The 18,248-nt window shown below is 54.2% G+C and carries 11 protein-coding genes; all 11 read right to left on the bottom strand.

The window, feature by feature from the left end; genetic code table 11:
• Positions 1-159: 159 nt before the first annotated feature.
• The 11 genes from Q2K57_RS07765 to Q2K57_RS07715 all read right to left on the bottom strand — a co-directional run bounded on the left by Q2K57_RS07765 (position 160) and on the right by Q2K57_RS07715 (position 18,135).
• A complete protein-coding gene (locus Q2K57_RS07765; RefSeq protein WP_304526529.1) occupies positions 160-894 on the bottom strand; it encodes a hypothetical protein in 735 nt (244 codons plus the stop codon).
• Entirely contained in the window at positions 891-2,885 is a 1,995-nt protein-coding gene (gene pglZ / locus Q2K57_RS07760) for a BREX-3 system phosphatase PglZ (protein ID WP_304526528.1), read from the bottom strand. The genes Q2K57_RS07765 and pglZ overlap by 4 nt, the downstream gene beginning before the upstream one ends.
• Positions 2,885-5,710: a DEAD/DEAH box helicase gene (locus Q2K57_RS07755; protein ID WP_304526527.1), complete on the bottom strand. Its 2,826-nt coding sequence runs from the start codon at positions 5,708-5,710 to the stop codon at positions 2,885-2,887. Before Q2K57_RS07755 ends, pglZ begins: the two co-directional genes overlap by 1 nt.
• The gene (locus tag Q2K57_RS07750; RefSeq protein WP_304526526.1) at positions 5,707-7,491 is read right to left on the bottom strand and encodes a Fic family protein; all 1,785 of its coding nucleotides are present in this window, start codon (positions 7,489-7,491) and stop codon (positions 5,707-5,709) included. Before Q2K57_RS07750 ends, Q2K57_RS07755 begins: the two co-directional genes overlap by 4 nt.
• A gap of 17 nt (positions 7,492-7,508) precedes the next feature.
• A complete protein-coding gene (locus Q2K57_RS07745) occupies positions 7,509-10,352 on the bottom strand; it encodes a DNA methyltransferase (RefSeq protein ID WP_304526525.1) in 2,844 nt (947 codons plus the stop codon).
• A 47-nt stretch (positions 10,353-10,399) separates the two neighbouring features.
• On the bottom strand, positions 10,400-14,125 hold the full coding sequence (locus Q2K57_RS07740; protein ID WP_304526524.1) for a DUF6079 family protein: 3,726 nt from the start codon (positions 14,123-14,125) through the stop codon (positions 10,400-10,402).
• Positions 14,126-14,136: 11 nt separating this feature from the next.
• Entirely contained in the window at positions 14,137-14,604 is a 468-nt protein-coding gene (gene brxF, locus Q2K57_RS07735) for a BREX-3 system P-loop-containing protein BrxF (RefSeq protein WP_304526523.1), read from the bottom strand.
• Between the two features lie 25 nt (positions 14,605-14,629).
• Entirely contained in the window at positions 14,630-15,553 is a 924-nt protein-coding gene (locus Q2K57_RS07730) for a WYL domain-containing protein (protein ID WP_304526522.1), read from the bottom strand.
• The gene (locus Q2K57_RS07725) at positions 15,451-16,878 is read right to left on the bottom strand and encodes a DUF4236 domain-containing protein (RefSeq protein ID WP_304526521.1); all 1,428 of its coding nucleotides are present in this window, start codon (positions 16,876-16,878) and stop codon (positions 15,451-15,453) included. The genes Q2K57_RS07730 and Q2K57_RS07725 overlap by 103 nt, the downstream gene beginning before the upstream one ends.
• Positions 16,879-16,958: 80 nt before the next feature.
• The gene (locus Q2K57_RS07720; protein WP_168709213.1) at positions 16,959-17,618 is read right to left on the bottom strand and encodes an inovirus Gp2 family protein; all 660 of its coding nucleotides are present in this window, start codon (positions 17,616-17,618) and stop codon (positions 16,959-16,961) included.
• Positions 17,619-17,937: 319 nt separating this feature from the next.
• Positions 17,938-18,135, bottom strand: coding sequence for an AlpA family transcriptional regulator (locus tag Q2K57_RS07715; RefSeq protein ID WP_304526520.1), 198 nt, complete (start codon positions 18,133-18,135; stop codon positions 17,938-17,940).
• Positions 18,136-18,248 lie beyond the last annotated feature (113 nt).

Genomic DNA, 18,248 nt, shown 5'->3' with positions numbered 1-18,248 from the left:
CTATTTACCCTCGGTGTGAAGGCCACGCAATTCATGTACCTAACTACCCAGCGCTGAATAGTACCGCGGCGCTCGCCGGGATACGCAGCCCGCCACGGCTAAACCATTGATTCTCTGGATCCAACTATAATCAATTGATACTTTATATGACACTTGGGCTTAACTCGCAAAACTTGGCAAAGATACGAACTGACTATTTACCCCCTGAGAATATACAACTAAGTTTGGACTCTTTGAAACCAAATACCCGAGCGGCTGGTCTAGCATGAAAGGGAATATAACAGCCTGGGAAGACAGCACCGATACTGGGAATGCCTTATTTGCATAGCGCAATACCGCTTCTACCAGCCAAGTAACAGATTCCTCGCTACTTATTCTGATTGGTGCCATCCTGATCAGACGTTTACCTTTTTCCACGCGCTCAATGACCCCCCAATTAGCTTGTGATTGGAGTACCATATTCGTCATGCGAAGAGTCCCCTCTCGTTCACCGTAGATTTCACTCATGCGCCGGTGAACTTCCGCAGAGGCACAGTCCCCCTGTAGAGATGACAGGCGGCCTATCAGTTCGGCCACCTTGCCAAAAAACGGATAGGTGGCAATCGCCATGCCCCAGGTTAGTGCTGCAATGGGCACACTCGGATCAGATTTGTATATATCCACGCCTCGCTGGGCGAAATCAGCCAGCTCCGGGCGGGGCTGTAGCCAAAGCCGGTTCAAGACAGTTCTAGTTTTTTTCCGAGCTTCCACGCCCAGTCCTGCCGCATCAAGCAACTCGTTTAGGTCATCAACGGTTCCGGATTCAGCGCGGGCACGCAGGGCTGCAGCGGCCCAGTCAAGAGCAATGTAACGATCAAAACCAATCTTGGGTGAAGAAATTTTCTGTCGAGTCAATTTACGTAACTCACTCTCACAAATGGGACGACAAGCTCTTCCAGTGACATACCCCCATGAACAACAACCTGATTCCCTTTCGGTACAAAGGCTTCTCTTCCCCGAGCAAATAGCGGCATGAAATCAGCGGGCAAGCCAGGTACATCAACACGGAGAGTCTCCGGATAAGCAGCTGCTGTCTCGGCAATCGTGGTCTCGCTGCGATAGGTGCGTACACGCTCTCCACGAAGATCAGATGTAACGCCCTGATTGATACGGCCAATACCAGAGGCTTCCGCGTTACCATGGTCTGCAGTCAAGTATACTTGGTACCCGTGATCCAACAAGAAAATTAACAACTTTGTAATAAATCCAGTCTCACACCAGTTAGCGATCTGAGTTGCTACGCCCTGCTTACCCAGCACAGCACCGTGTATAATCTCATCAACGGTGTCCACAACCAGTCCTGCCACCCTGATAGCCGGGTTGGACAAAGCATCTTCCAGTTCCGGCAGGTCGTCGTTACGCTTGATGGATTTACGGAACATAACCCCATTGGGGCGCACACCTTGGTCTTGCCAGAACCGAGACCAATAAGCGGGTTCGCGTGAAGTCGATTCGATACTATCCGGGAATTCTCTTGGTCGAAGCCCTGAAAACAGAGCCTGACGGGATACCGAAGTCAGCGTCGGCAACCATGCAAAGCAAGCAAACTCATTGAAAATCAGCTTGTCACATGCCTTAACAAGACTTTCCCGAATATGAACCCACTGGTCAAAAGCCAAACCGTCAAAGACAACCAAAGCTACCTTTTCATTGCTGGGCGAATGATTCATGGCCAAATAACGGGGTATGTGATGAAGCATCACTGGCCCCTTGACGATAGGCAAGGAGGACAAGTCAGCATAGTGTCTGAAAACCCAATGCTCTAGTTTCTCATCTATTTGCCGAACAAAATTCTGCATCTCCGCCCTGATACATTCCGCCCGGGGCACATCCAATCCATGAAACCTCGACAGGATCTCGCCGAACCGTTTGGCAAAATGCATCCAGTCTCGATAACCAGAGTCAGTGTCGGGTATTTCTTTGGAAAGGCTTTCGATACCATCCAACACCAGCTTCGCTTTTGCTCTAGGATCTCGGATAATGCCAGCTTTTATCCATTCTGGCAGATCAGACGGAACATCCTGCACTTCCAGTGGGTGCAATGTGCCATCCAAGAACATGGAATCAACGATAACCCTAATATCATGATGATCAAACGGTATCGATAACTCTGGAACGTAGGTCTTGGGAGCCCCTTCGCCGGTGCGACCACCACTAAGGCCCAGCCTATGCAGGTATCGGTACCAGGCATCCTGAACCGTTCTCAGAGCCAAATCTTTATGTACCAGCAAGTCAGCAACAGGGATGTTATCGAAGGGCTTGTTCTCCGTAATAACCTGAGCTACGTACTCTGCCAGAACTCTGGGTACGGCCATGTCCCGAAAGTGTAATCGCAGCATCTCCCGCCAGAGATCCTCTTCCCGCGTGATCAGGTGAGGGCTGAAGCGGAAAATGTGTGTCAGAACAAAATCCTTGGTGGCCGCCTCTCCCAGATCCTGAGTGACATGCTTGGCTTGTGACTCAAATAGGGCTGGCAGCAGCTCGCCACCAACCTGCCTGACAACGGAATAACTCAGCTTGGAAAATAACTCATGAAGTCCCAAATGGACTTGCCGTGATGAGCGCAGATAGTCCCATGGCAGCTCACTAAGGTCAGTGCCTCGTAGGTGGAGGATAACTGCTCTTGCCGGGCCTGGCTCACCCTGTTCCCAGGGAATACGATAACGTTCCTCATATTCAGCACGAAAGGCCACACTGTCCTTGAATGGCAGTACCTCAAATCCACGATCCCTCAGCTCGACAAGCACCTGCTCGTCTAGCAATACATCATCAGGGTCTGCTGCTATCCACAGCCGAGCCAGGTCGGATGGAAACTCCTCTAGAATTCGTTTGGCCCAAAGGCTCATCAAGCTGACCTCCCAGATTGACCGATCCGTAACACCAGAACTGCATGCATATCCGGAAGGCAGGTTTCGGCATCCCGCAACTTTGCCATTCGAACCTCGTGCTCTGCTTGAAGTCGCTTTCGCCGATGTTCCCTGACCGCAGACAGACCAATACGGCCAATCGCCTGCTGACGTGATTCAAAGGAGTAAGTCGCGCGATCACACTCCTCTGATAGCCAAGAGCGATGTTCATCCAATAGCTCGTTGAACAACTGTTCCCCTTGAGCATGGGCGGCTTTAGAGGATGATTCATACCACTCGATGGCGTGCTCTAGCCCGGTGGCTTGTTGTATTTTAACATGCTCAGTGAGCAGTAAATCCCAGATACGCTTTGCCGTCGGTACAAATGACCGGCCATTATCCATCACAAACACCGGCAAAAACCGCTTTCGATTGAATTGACTGGAGGAGCTGCCTGCGCTCAGGCTGATCTCCCAGAGCGACCAGACACCCTGGACGGTGTCTGGTAATCCACGTACCGCCACCACCGGCACTGGCTGACCGACTACGAAGCGTGGCAGATCCATGATCACAGCACGGGCTCTGGGGTCTTCCAGTGTGATCCACTCCAGCTCAGGGTTCTGTTCAGCAGTACGCGCATCAAAGCACACGCGGTGAGATTCACTGCCATCCATCCAGATCACCTGCCAGGCATCATCATGTTTGACGGCAGTGCCGCCACGACCAGCCAACCCGGTGGTGATGGCCCGCTCTAGCCAGAACTGTGCCGGGTGATCGCGCCACTTGCGAGCATCGTCGGCTTCGAGCGTATGGTCTTCCGTCAAAAGGTCATTGTCTTTCCGGTACGCGGTCACCTTATCCCGGACCTGATCGATCACTTCCTCGCATTCCTGATCAATGGAGGACGGATCTTGCAAGCCATGCACGAAGAGCTCATCGAACAAGGGCTCAACCTCTACGGAATCCATCACATCCGCCGCCTTATCGACACCGAACTCTTCCGCAATCACGGCCAGCTTCTCTTCGAGCACCTCCCGTACGCGATATTCCACCGTGTCTGCCAGTACAAAATTGACGGCACGAACCACGTGAGGCTGGCCGATGCGGTCCACACGCCCAATCCGCTGCTCCAGCCGCATTGGGTTCCAGGGCATATCGAAATTGACGATGACGTGGCAGAACTGCAGGTTAAGCCCCTCGCCACCGGCATCCGTGGAAACCAGTATGCGCACATCCTGAGAAAACGCTTTCTGGGCTCTGGTTCGCGCCTCCAGGTCCATCCCGCCATTTAGCAGAGCTACGGAGAACCCACGGCTTTCCAGAAATTCGGCCAGCATGGCCTGGGTTGGCACGAATTCCGTAAACACCAACACCTTCAGCTCAGGGTCATTCTCTTCCTGCTGCTGCTTGTATATCAGCTCCAGCAAAGCCTCGGCTTTGGCATCGCTGCCTTGTTGCTCAGTTTCCCGGGCCAGTGCCAGCAGCGTATCGACTTCTGATTTCTCCTGTGCCCAGCTACTGGACTGCAGGGCCGCATCCAGCTGGGACTGGCTGTCCAGCTCGGCCCATTCATCGGCATCAGCGAGATCAAATAACCCCGCCTGCAGCTCAGGTGTATCAAGCAGGGCCTGGCGTTTCTCCAGCGTTGCGCGAATGGCAGCAGTACTGGATGTCACCAAGCGCTGCATCAGGATCATCAGAAAGCCGATATGACGCTGCTTGGCGGCCATCGCCTGGTTGTAGCCATGGCGCACATAATCAGTAACGGCCTCGTACAGCTGCTGCTGGGCCGCATGTTTTGCTTGCCAGGCAACAGCATGCAGCCGAGTAGAGCGGGGCTTGAACAGTGGCTGCCCTTCCGCATCAATGGAAGAACGCTTCTCAGTACGAATCACGAAAGGCTGTACTCGGTCCTGATTGATACTGGACTCATCGGGGAAGGTGTCGCGATCCAGCAACTGCATCAGCCGCAAGAACTGATCGCTCTTGCCTTGGTGGGGTGTAGCTGACAGCAACAGCAAATAAGGAGCAGCCTCGGCCAGGGCGGCACCCAGCTTGTAGCGGGCCACTTGCTCGGTGCTGCCCCCCATGCGGTGGGATTCGTCGATAATCACCAGATCCCAGCCAGCGGACACGAGGTCTTCAAATCGCTCACGGTTGTAGTTGGCAAGCTGCTCCAGGCTCCAGCCCCGGCGACTCTCGACCGGTTTGACCGAATCCAGTGAGCAGATCACCTGGTCGTGCATGCGCCAGATATTGTCCTCACCCTGGGTAGTGTCATCACGCCAGGCTCGGAAAGCGGCCAGATCCGATGCCTCGATGAACCGAAGCTGTTCGCCAAAGTGCAGCCGCATCTCAGCTTGCCACTGGCGCACCAGGCCCTTGGGGGCTACCACCAGAACTCGCTTCACCATTCCCCGGAGCTTCAGCTCCCTGAGTATTAGGCCCGCTTCGATGGTTTTACCTAAGCCCACCTCATCGGCCAGCAGGTAGCGTATGCGGTCCCTGCCCATGGCACGATTCAGGGCATAGAGCTGGTGAGGCAACGGCACCACGCTGGACTGAACCGGAGCCAGAAGTAGGTTGTCTTCCAGGGCATCAAGCAGCTTGGCGGCGGCCACCGAGTGCAGGATCTGTTCAACCGTTGGCTGAATATCAAGAAGCTCTGCCAGGTCCGGCTCGCGGGCGCGGACAACCGCATCCTTGGCCGCTAGCCAGATGCGGTAGGTAGTTGCTCCCCACACCTCCTGGCGTTCGATAATCCGGCAAGGCGTAGCCTGCTGAGAGTACCAACACCAGTCCCCAACCTTGAACACCTTGCTCATGATTGCTCTTTTCCTTGCAAGGCACGCCCCCTGGTGGTCAGCCGGTAGCGCTGTTTGCTGCTGCGAGGTTTGTCCGGAACGGTCATTTCAATGACGTCGGAAGCCAATGCCGGGCTGAGATAGGCGTCCCGGAAGTGGTCCTCGTGCTTCAGACCCAACGCTGCTTGAATCTCGGCCCGTTTCATCTCTCCGGTCATGACCGACAGTAGCTTCTGCACTTCCTCGGACACTTTCTCAGACACTTCCCCGGTGACTTCCCCGGTGACTTCCCCGGTGACTTCCCCGGTGGAAGGTTCCGCTCGCTCCAGAAAACGATGTTTGAGGGGGGCTTTCAGCTCGAAAAGCGTGTCCCCTACCGGCTCAAGCAGCTGCTGACGAACCAGAAACTCGGCAATCTGCTTGGCCTGACGCGTGGTGTTGATGCCCAGCCCACGAATATCTGTGAGGCTGATACGGCCCTCTTTCGATGGCTCCAGGGCCAGAGCCAACGCATCAGCCTGCTCTGGCAACAAGCTGACTCCAATATCTCGACGGAACCGCTCCATGGCATCGTTGATCAACGCCTTGTTGATCAGCACTAGCTCGAACTCTTTGCGCCCCTTATCGTTATTGAGCAGCGGCGGCACCCGGCCCAGTTCATGCCAGTTGTGGAAAATTGCCCGGATACCGGTACCGGCCTGATCCGACAGGCCTATTCGCCGGAAGGCTTTGACAATGGACGGGTTGCGTACTTCTTTCTCCGTTGGCTCCAGCAGCTCTGCCTCAGTGGCGAAGGCGTCACCCGGGTTCCAGAAGATGGTTCGGTCAGAGAACATCCTAATGGATGCCTTGCGGCCATGGTCACCATAATCCTGATGGATCAGGAGGTTGATGGCTGCTTCACGAAAGGCAACGTAATCCGGCGGGTCATCATTCCGCCTCAAGGTAGCGGGGTCGATGGAAAAAGGATGCTCGGCAATCCGCATATAGCGGGAAACTAACCCCTGCCAGCTTCTGAAAATGTTCTCCTCGAACACATAGCGGTCATGCCAACGGTGCTCGGCGGACCACTGATCAAACGGCACATCAATCCGTTGATAGTCCAACACCGGGCGAGGCAATAGCTGCCTTACATAGCGCCCTTCACCGAACAGCAGCACCCCAGCTCGAGTGGGCAGCATAGAATTGCCTTGCTCAATGATGAAGTTCCAGTTCAGCAGGAACTCAACCGGGTCAGAAATCTCCGCATGTTCCTGATTGCGTCGGTGAAATTGCGCCTGATACCAGCGGACGGTATCCAGGTCAAAGCAATGCTCAACCGGAATATCTGGCAAAGCGGCACCATCGTATCTCTCTTGGGCGGCATCGCGCAGAAACCGCTCCAGTTCGCTCTGGGTGCATTTCTCGTCACCGGCGCCACGGCGAATATAGCTCTGTCGAGGATCTCCTTTTAGGTACACCGGCTTATCGGATCGAGTCGCCTCCGGCACATGGAAGGCAAACACATGTTTGCCTTCAACCTCGTATCGGTGCGGCTCCACTGCGATCAGAACATTCAGTTTTTTACCACCGCGCAGTACAGCGAGAAAGTCGTTCTGAACCTTGTCAGGTGATTCAATACCGGTGATTTCTAGTTGCCCATCGCGCTCGCTGACGCCAAACACTAGCCAGCCCCCGGAAGAGTTGGCGAAAGCGGAAACGGTCATGTAGGCGTCTTCCGGCACGCCATTACGCGCACGCTTGCACTCGAAGTCGTTCCATTCGATGCCGTTCAGCCTTGCGAGCAGTTCCTCCTGATTCATACCAGCCCCTTCATCCGTCAGAAGTCACTTTCTGTCCGCGTCAAAGCCTGGTCATACCAGAGCAGCAGCTTTTCGTCTTCCTGAAGCGATGCCTCGGGAATCTTCTTGGCGATGGATACGATGGTCTGGTAGTCCTTTTTGCTGTAGGCATCCTTGAAGCCAGCTCTCAGCACTTCCAGACGGAACTCCTTCAGCTGACGCCCCGTGAACTCCAGGTAGTTCTGGAACTCCTTGAGCAGCGCCTTCTCACGCTTTTTCTCTAGATCTTGAGCCTTATTAGGGTCCGGGACATACCAACGCCCCTTGGCCTTAGCAATTAGGTTAGGATCACTCTTCTCTAGTCCACGAAAATCCTTGTGATTAGTGGAAAGGTAGCTGTGAATCTGGCTTGGAACATCGCCACTTCCACTATATTCGAGAAAATTATCTGCCAGCAGATCCTTCAGCTCTGGCTTGGGTTCATGTTTCTTCCATCCTGCGCCCATCTGAGCAGTAAAATCTGGATGAATTTCTTGGGATGTGGAAGGACGCTTTTTTAGGAAATCACTGAGCCAATCAATGGCACTACGCTCATCGGAGACAAACATCTCCATTTGTGGTGCCTGACCAGAGCGAGCGCGATTTTTATCATACTCAGCTGATTGATCTGGTAAAAAGAACATACCATCTCGCTCAACAAAGCGCTGATAGAGTCCGGACTGAAACTCTTGAGACGAAACCGGCACGGGGACTCCATGTCGAACAAACCATGCAACCATTCGATCAAAAAGAATGCGAGGATCTCGCTCTACAATAAAGTCAATCTCACCGGATTTTATTTTTACGACTGGCAAATACCCCAGATGTGTCCGGACAAAATCCCAAACAGAATCTTCATTTCCCGCTGTTTTCAAAAATCTATCTTCAAGCCCTCCATTCGGCTTATATGCTGAAATAACTAAATCTTGCTTTACAGCAGTTTTTGTATTTACAGCTTTAAAGCTACCCTGCTTTTTATCTAGAGCTGCGACATTCGCGACAACAAACCCAGCTTCCTGCAAAGAAGTTTGTATCGTATTCCAAACTGCCGCTTGTGTATTAGAAAATTCCACAGTCATCCAGCGGCCTGATTTAAGCAGTCTGTGCATTTCTTTGAATGCTTCGGTCATCAACTGCCTGTATTTATCAATAGATTTTTGATGCGTTTTGTTTTCAATGGCTTCAGCTTGGGTACTGGTGGATACTGAAACCCAAGATTCCCACAGAAAGTTAAGGTCTGAATACTGAATATTTGAACCAAACGGCGGATCAACAAAAATATAATCAACTGATTCTTCAGGTAAAGAAATTTTCGTTGCTGACCCTGTATTTGTAATTGCACCAACGGTCATTGGTCTGGAAGCTTTTAACCTAAAATGCTTTTTTATATGCTCAGAAAGAAGCTTGGTCACTGGAATTTCTTTGATCAAAGAGGGAATATATAGCGTACCACTCATTGGACCACCACCAGCTCCGAAACTGCCATTCTGAGAGCGAAATCGATAAAGCTTGGATGCGACCAAAGCAGTAGACGTTAGATTTATTGCTTTAAAAACATCCTTATATCCGGAACGGAAAAGACCCAAAGATATCAAGTTTCTTCGTGTATAAAACTGATGGGTATGAGTAATCCCTGCATCGTCATTCCTTCGCGCTTCATCTCCTTCCGGCATACGAAAAACAGGAAGCCATATATTAGGCTTCATCTTATCGATTTTATCCAGAAGAGCAAGATCATATTCATCCGGGACCTTGCCAAACTTAGCCTTTCCAACCTTATAGCTGATATAAACAGGTTTCTGCTTTGCTTGACTTACATGCTCACCTAGAAGATTGTCAAACTTAGTCTCCCATGCTCGATCAAGAGATTTTTTAGTTGTTGAAATTCCACAATGTGGACAGTCAAATGGCTCGACCACTTTCCCAGTTTCCTTATCAACTGCCTCATCCCAAAAAACAATCTCACCGACGCACTCAGGGCATAAAAAAATATCCGACCATACAGTATAGTTAATTCTCCCAAAAGGAATATGTTCTGGGATTTTTGGCTTCCCCTCCAACCTTAGAAAGCTTATAGCTTCATCAATATCCTCATTTGTCGGCTTGTGCAATGTGTCAAACATCCACCCAGCTTGACGCTCAACCAGATCGAGCGCCTGCCTAGCTTCACTTCTAAATTTGAAGGCATCAATGGGTAGGTTATAACTTTGAGCTATAAAGGTTGCTGCAGGAGATAAGTCGTTAAGTATTGCATGCCGTGCTCCGAGTTTTGAAAATGGCTGCCAAATACCTTCTCCATTATTTTCATATAATGAGCTTACCACTCCCTCCTCATCAACCTTATAGCCCAGCGACTCTACCTCTGATCGATTACCACACAGCTGTGCCGCAACGCCAGTCATTCCTGTACCACAAAATCCATCTAAAACAACATCTCCTGGCTCAGTATAGTGAAGCAAGTATCGCATCACAGCCTTGTGGGGAACTTTAGTATGGTAACTATGAGCCAAATAGACCGGGTCGTTTTTTCCCTCGCTTACATCAGTAGCGAATGGCTCCTTAGCATATGGAATGGAAGCGCCATACTTATTACCAAAAAACTTTATATAGTCTTCCAGAAAAGGGTTAGTACATGCGGTATAGTACGGTGGATCTGATATCTCAAGAATAGCTTCGTCCGTACCTTGTGGAAAACCTTCCTGCTTGCGAAACTCAGGGTCTTTCAGTTTTTCAGCCAACAGTTTAAGAAAATGCTCCCGGCGGGCTGCGTCACTAGAAAATGTCTGTCCGAGACATTCTACCGGTCCTGTTTCACTGGCCTGGTTGTCAAAAAGCTGGTTCATAACACTGCTTCCCCAAATGTGGCATCGATACTGTTTGGTTGACCGGTTTACTCAATCACAAAACGCAGCTTACCGCTGTCTTTTCCCTTGCATCGCTCGTTAATATACGACTCAAAGCGCTTGCGCAGGTCCTCCGGAGTCGCCGGGGAGCCACCGGTCAGCAGTACCTGTTTGATGTCCTCGCTGGTGACCGAAATCTTCTCCAGGCCGGATAGTGCCTCCTGCACGGCTGCTACGAACGCCGGTGTAACAGGGTCCGGCAAGGTTCGTGCGCTGAGGAAACTGTCAATCAGATCTCGCTGTGCAGGCTTAAGCAGCTCCAGATTGGCCTGAATAATGGGGTCATCAAGGTTATCCAGTAGGGTCTGTTGCCAACTCTCCAGCAAGCGATCCAGCTCATCGTCCAGCGATTTAAGTACGTTGGCTGCTGGCATCAGGTCACCCTGCTCGTTGGCCGGGCGGAAGCCGCAATGCGGACAGACCGGGTTGGTCTTCAGCTCGGAATCTATTAGAGAGGCACAGCTCTTCAGCTGATCCAAGGTGTCCTCAAATGCGGCGAGCTGGCTGGTCGGCATCAGGGAGATGCCTGCCAAGGTACGCAAGGTCGCCATGCGTGGGTCTTTACGCAGGGCGGTTTTGGTCTTGTCCTCCGATACACCAAGGCGGGCTTTGGTATGCAGCGCTACGTAGGCGGTGATGTAACCCTGCTTGAGGGCCGTCATCTCCTTGCGGTATTCACTGACCTGACTGGCCGCTTTGTCCGCGGTCAGCTTATCCAGAATCGCTTTGCGCTTGGCCTCGGCCTCCTGCAACCAGGGGTGACTCGCAGGCAGGACCATCTCGGCTTGGGAGAGGTAGGACGCAACCGGGCCTAGCTCGGCAACCAGGTCCCGCAGCTTCTCTACAGATATCAGAACCTCCAGATTCTGTTTCTGGGCATTGATATCGGCCTGGGTGATGCGCAGGTTCTTGAGCTTGCCGATGGTGTTGTAAGGTGACAGGCTCTCCAGGAAGTTTTTTAAGGCATCCAGCTTCTGCTGCCAATCAAGCAGCTCTTCTTCCCGCAGCAGTGACTGCCCCCAGAAACTAAGCCGGTTGTGCAGGTCGGTACCGACGGTCAGTACCCGGGTGACCAGTTTGGAAACAGCATCCAGCAGCTCCTTTACCGGCTCTTCTTTCCCTTGGGTCGCCATCTGAGCCAGCCCGGAGGGCAAACCTAACAGCTCGAACAGTGAGCGCAGCACCGCGACGTTGATTTCCTTAGGCGCCTCAACGTGCTTGAAGGATTTCAGCTCTTCCAAGCCACGCTCGGCAAGCAAGGAGACTTTGCCGGAGTCCACCTTGTCACCGGTAATGGCAAGCACGATATCGCCGGAGTAGACCAGCCCGCCGAGAATGACGGCCAGGAGATCCGGTTCCAGTCGGAAGCGTAGCGGGGCAAAATATTCGTCGCCGGCTGCCCGGCTGAGGAGCTCGTTGTGGTTTAGTACCTGTCCATGGCCCTTGGCCTGCAGCCGGCTCAGCACTTCTTTGGCATATTTGGACTGGGTAGACTCGATGCGGTCACCGTCCAGCATCTCCAAGGCGTCGAGAATTGCCGTGGCGTCTTTGGTGCGTGTGCCACCGGCCAGGGCCCGGAGTGTATTACCAATCAACTGCTTGCGGTTGGCTTCGGTCACCAGTACCGAGAAGGCAGGGTATTCCGGTGCCAGGTCGGCAAAGTGGGTGTTCAGTACCAGCCCGGACGTCACATTCACGATGTCGCGGAAGTTCGCCCGTTCATCCGGCCCAAGGCGCAGCTTGTCGCGCATGGAAACACCCTTGGCCCACTCCTGCAGGGTTTTCGTTTTACCCTGGTAGGTGACTTCGTAGGCCGTCATTTGCTTATCCTGCAGCCACTTGCTCATGGCTCGCAGGGCGTCCTTGGCTTTATCAAGATAAACGGCCTTGGCGGCACCACTAGCGGTTGATGCCAATTCCTGGGCAGCCGAGTAGAAGGCCAGATGATGGGTGATGTCCTCATCCAGCCCCTTCAGCCGGAAGAAGACTTCATCGGGCTTATTGTCTTTGGGATACCGGGGTGGCTCAAAAGGCTGGATGAAATAGATGTAGAAATCTCGCTCCGGCTGTGCCGTCGGGCGGTCATTGGGAGCGCCAAGGAATAGGTAGCCATTCCGTTCAACCCGCTTGTCCTGCCATTCCACCTGATGCTGCCATATCTTGTAGCCGGTAACGTGAGCAGTGTCATCGGTACACTCCATCAGCTGCATCATGGCGCTGTAGTAGGCACGATCCAGCGCATCATCCGACAGGGCTTCAGCCCGTTTTTCGATTTGGGCGTCGTAATCGACGTCCTTCTTCAGGTCGAGATAGTACTGCTCTGTGTCCGGCGCTTTGGATATGAACTGGCCATTGACGGTTTTGACGATCTCACGGAGCGTGGTCTGTACGGCAGTAAGCAGGTCGTCAGCAGGCTCGCCGCCCAGGTCCTCGATACCCGGTTGGTACAGGCACAAGGTGTCGCGCAGCTCTTCCGCCGTGGGGCCGACGGGGACATAGATATCGCCACCGGTGGTCAAACGATTGACCGCCAGGCCTTTGATGACCCGAGTGGCCATAGGCTTATAGGCGGGGCGGGTGAAAGCCTTCTGAACCCGCTCTCCGAGGATTTCGGTCACTTTCAACACCGGGCCAATGTTAGGGTCAGAGCGAAGTACGGAGTTGGATGTGACCGTATCCCAGAATTGATCGAATCCAATCAGGCCGGGGCGGTCTTCGGGTACCTCGTCATCCAGTACGTCCTGGATCTGGTCACGCAGGGTGACGAGCGCACCACGCTTCTCGGTGAAAACAAGCTGTTCAAAAGTACTGATGTAATCCGGGTGTACCGGGAATAGCCGCACATATTCATCCATACGCTCGTTCATACTGCTGTAGAACTTGGCGAAGGATGTCAGGTAGGTACGGATCTTGTGCTGCTGGTCAGCAGATTTCTTCAGCAAGCGCTCGGCCACAACAAAGCTGACATCCTGCCGGGCCAGAAGCACCTGGTTGAAACGCTCGTTCACACGTCGAAGACTGTCTGACACATGCTGGAAGCGGCTGCTGTCAAAGATGGCTTCTTGCACACCTGCCACAAAGCGGAAACGCAGGTGCTTGGTGACCTCACCGATTTCACGCAGGAAGGAGAGATCCAGCACCAGGTCGTGGTCTTTCCGCGAGCGGAGAAATTCAAGGAATTCATCCACGACGAGCAAAACGCCTTGGCCAGGATGAACCTCATCGAAGGCCGCCATCATTTCCTCGAAGGCTGCCTTGTTGTTGACCACTTTATCGGCGGCTGGGAAGGCATAACTGACGCCCTGATTTTCCAGGAAGATTTCCAGCTCTTGTGTAACGATGTCGCGCAGGGACATCTGACTGGAGATCTCGACACGGTGAACCTTGAACTTTCCCGCGATGGCCTCGGCCGCCTCAGCCACCTTGGGGTGCTGAACCATCGGCAGGTAGGAGGCATCTTCAGCAATCAACGATAGTACCGACATCAAATGCGATTTACCGGTACCGTAGTTACCGACGACCAGCATGCCTTTGTGGTCTACAGATTCGTCAAAGGATAGTTGCGGGACCATCTGCTTGGCGATCCTGTCGGCCATCTGGTCAGAAATGACATAGGTGGAGACCAGCTTTTTGGCTTCGTCGGCACGGTTGGCGTCAAGTAGCTGAATGACCGATTCAATCGGCTCAAACTGTATGAGGTCCCTGTAACGCATGCACTTCCCCTTTAAGAAAACTTTTTCAATTCAAACGGAACCAGACCATCCAGGCTGTATTCCTGATATTCCGGGTGCCCCAGCTCGGCATAGACCAGTCGATCATTTCTTATCTCACCGGGCCAAACAGCTACTACTCTATGTGCTTTGGCGTGGTGCTTTAGTAAATCCAATGGGTCGAGCTTGAGTGACCGATCAAACAGCAGCTCAATGTTATCGAGCAGAAGTAAATCATTAGTCACTTGGGCACTAGCAAGTTCACGCAACATTGCATTGGCCTGCAGTGTTCGCTGCCTGTGCGGGAAGGAGGCCAGCTTTCTACCCAATTCCGCGCCGACTTTCACCACAGTGGTGCTAGTGGTGGCTGCCAGTTTCGACAGCAGCAGGCTTTTTCCGCTCCCCGGAGGCCCGGCCAGAAGGAGCAGCTTGCTGTGAAGCGCTGTAATTTCCTCTACGGATTGTTCTAGATACTTAAGCATGCAGCTCCCTCAGCACGGCGGCGCGTTACATCGGCTCAGCCTGATGATAACCAGGTGCAAGCCGGAGATTCTTGACCCCGTACAGCGCCTGAACGTTAGCCAGAGCCAGCTGATACTCGGCTCCCTGCTGGGAATGGTCCGGCGAGCAGTCGACATTCCAGCGACGCAGTAGGTAGCCGGCTAGAGCCGCGCGCAGCTCCAACCTCAGGCATCCTTCACTCATGGCATAGTCACGCTCAATCGCCTCGGGTTGGCCGATATCGGGATGCGGTATCAACTCAAGTTCGACGAAGCGGTTCCACTGGCGGTCATTCAGCAGTCCCTCATATTCCTGCGCAAGGCTCTGCTCGAGCACAGTGGCCGTCAGCAGGCGTGTGAGAACGAAGTCGCGGAATTCACCGGAGTGTCGGTCGAACGCCCGCACATGCCATCGCAGGCCGTTATCGATCAGGGTATGGGGCACGATTTCGCGCTCGGTCTCGCCGCTAGAGAGCGACACGTAGCGAATCGCTAGCGCACAGCCCTTGTACATCGCCTCACTGACCGCCGCCACGATGGCGAGATCCGGATGGTTGAGCTGATGGGGCATCTCGCAGCGCACCGACGTCGGGAGCGTGCCGAGGAAGCCATCGCCATGCCCCTGGCACAGAGTGCTCAGGGTACGGGCGGTATCGTAGTCGAACAGCGGAACAAAGGAGCGGGCTCGGACGTGCAGGCGCCTGGACTTATCGTAGACGACGTTGGCCGGGGCAAACTCGTGGTAGAGGGCGAAGTCCTTGGTGGCCTGGGTGGGTGCGATGGCAAAGCGGTCGATCAGATCACCGCGCCCTGCCTCACCCTTGAACATCAGGGTGAAGTCGATGTGGGCAAGGCGCTCACGCTGCGGCGTGGAGAGCGACGACAGTGCCTCATGCTGGCGAGCAAGCTTGTGCTGAGCTGCGTTGGGCACCCGCGGCCCTCCCTGGCGGCGCTGTGCCCTAACGAGCACAACCTAACAAATAGTGTTAGGTAGCATGGTAGCATGTAGTTTCTATATCTGCCGAACCACACCAACCTGAACGGCTCGACATCACGGAAGATACCGGTCTTGGTCATCTCGCGGCGCAGTTTGAAGGCCTCCATGGCGGCAACCGCGTCCACCTGGTCCAGCCTGTCGAAGTGGATCCTGCTCCACTGCTCGCGAGTGACCTTGACGCTGAACAGGTACTGGTCGCGTTCGCCGCCGGTGGCTGGGTCGGTGATCTGGCGATAGCCAGAGACCTTCGCCTCCTGCACGGCGGGCAGGCGGGCGAAAACCGCGCCCAGCATACGAAAGGCGATGCCGTGAACGTGGTCCCGATATAGCTCACGCTGCCGGGTATCGCTGAGCCGGCGGGGCGTGAGCCTGATCTGCTTGGCGGTCATAGTCCAGTAGCGGTCTGGCATTTCCTCCTCGCCGGGCAGGTCGATGTCGACGGCAATGGTGCTGATATCGCTGCCGAGGTCGAAGTCGATGACGGTTTCACGGGGCCAGTCAACCTCCTCCAACCGCTCACGCAGGGTCTGCTCCATGGCCTCGAGGTCATGCCAAACCTCCTCGCTCTCGCGCTGGTGGCGAGCAAATTCTGCCGCATCATGCTCGGACTTGCGCCACTCCCAATCGCGGTAGGCCTCATCAAACGCCGCCTGGCTTCGACGGTTTTCCTCCTCCACATGGCGCTTGGCTGGCGGCCACAGAAAGTGCCACCAGGCGGGATGCCGCAGCGCCGGAGGAGGTGGTGGGGCTTCGGGGAAGTCCTGGGTGGTGTAGCCATTCTTGTGCGGGTGCGGGGTTTCCTCGTGCAAACGACCCAATCGATCGAGATCCTCGTTCAGGCGTTGGCAGTGGGCCTCAAGCTGCTCGCGCAGAGACTCCCTGGCATGCCGCCGCAGCACGCGGGCCTCGTCATCACGCATCGGCGTGCCGTCGCCGTGGAAGTAGTGGGTGCCGCCCTTGGCATCGATCTCGAGCCGGAGGGGAAGTGACTCGCCCTGCGACAGCAGCGCCTCCAGGGCAGCAGCGGGGCTTGAGCGCCCGGCGCCACCGCTAGATCCAGGCATACGGCGGTTCCGGGTGTTGAGCTTCTGCCGATAGGCCAGGCCGGTGCCGGGAATTCCCGCATGGCCGTGCACGCCGCTCGGCCTCACGCTGAGGCTGGCACCGCGCGGGCCCACCGAGAGCCCGAGGCCCCGCTTGCTCAGGTTGAGTCGAATGCCCGGGGCGAGCGTGATGCGACGTTGAAAGCGAAAGGCCATGAATCCTCCCCGTATGATGGCCGGATCACGTTAACCACATAAGAGAGCGCCCCTACCGCATGAGCAGGGGCTCCCGATCATCAATTACGACTGGTACCGAACGCCCGCAGCCCCAGCCCGTATTGCTTCGTCTCGGCCTTGCACAGGTACGATGCTCGATAGAACGCTTCCTGGAAGCTCTGCGGATCACCCCGGTCAATCCAGTACACCGGGTTCTGTGGAACATAAATCCAGGGCTCTTGGGGGTTCCACGCCACCCCCAGTGCGCTGTACCAGGCCCTCGATACGCGGTTGAAGAGGTTATCGTTGGGAGAGCATGCCCTGCCGGGTAGGTGGTAGGCATCGCGGTTAAGAATCAGGAAGAAGTGATAGTGCGGCTTGCCATTGGTGCCGATCTCACGGCACCAGACGTAGCGCACCGTGGTATCCGGGACCCAGCCGCCCTGGCGCTTCCGTGCCCGGTCGTGCTTGATGATGGCTTTCAGGGAAGCGATAAAGCATGTGATCAAGCGCTTGTGGTCCTCCGGCGTCATCCTGTCACTGATCGCAGTAGGAATGACCGGGTCAACCCGGAAGGCCAGCACTCGAGGGTAGTCGCTCGTAGCTTTCTGCAGCGTGATGTGTAGCGCGTCGAGATATTCAGTCACCATCGGTAAGGACTCCATTTGAATCTCCAAGTCGTTGTATGCGTTGTAGTAATGCAAGTTCAGGTTGGGGTTGGCGTGGTGTCTCTGTGACATGTGGTAGCTCCTGTAGGAACATGTGGAATAGCCCATGGCCGTCAAGCCATGAGCGCCTGTTTCAGGCACGATGAATTCTCCAGCTGTACGCTGGATCCACTGGTCTATGGGTAGGGTGTTCTCCTCTTCTCCCCTTGCTCTGGTAGGTACGGGGCTGGAGGCCCCTCCCCTTCTCCTTGAATAGCTTTATATAATAATTAAACAAGGGTCGGAGACACTGGTTCAGATACCAGCAATGCAGGTGGGCTGTGATGGACATGGGTGGTGCAAGGTGGAAACCTGCTCTTGAATTACATTATCAAACTATCGCTCCTTCATCTCACACAGACCCCATGTCACGTCTTTTGATAAGTTCCTGTATGCAGGCATCAATTTCATCCTCCACCCAGGCCGATATCCTAGTGCCGAACTTGATCGGCTCGGGGAGCCACCCCTTGCCGATGTACTTGTAGACCGTAGACCTTGCAAGGCCAGTGCGGTCCATGACGTCTTTGATGCGAATCAGCTTCTTGCTCATGTCGAACTCCTGTTTGTCCTTCATGAGATGAAGCTGGTGAGTATTTTTAATTTAACACCCCTAAAACTCCCACTACCTTATCCACTCATCCAAACCCCATCGATAATAGCAAA

The sequence above is a fragment of the Halomonas sp. I5-271120 genome (assembly GCF_030553075.1).
Taxonomy (GTDB): Bacteria; Pseudomonadota; Gammaproteobacteria; order Pseudomonadales; family Halomonadaceae; genus Onishia; species Onishia taeanensis_A.
Note: the sequence above shows the minus strand (reverse complement) of the source record. Positions and strands in the feature narration are given on the sequence as shown.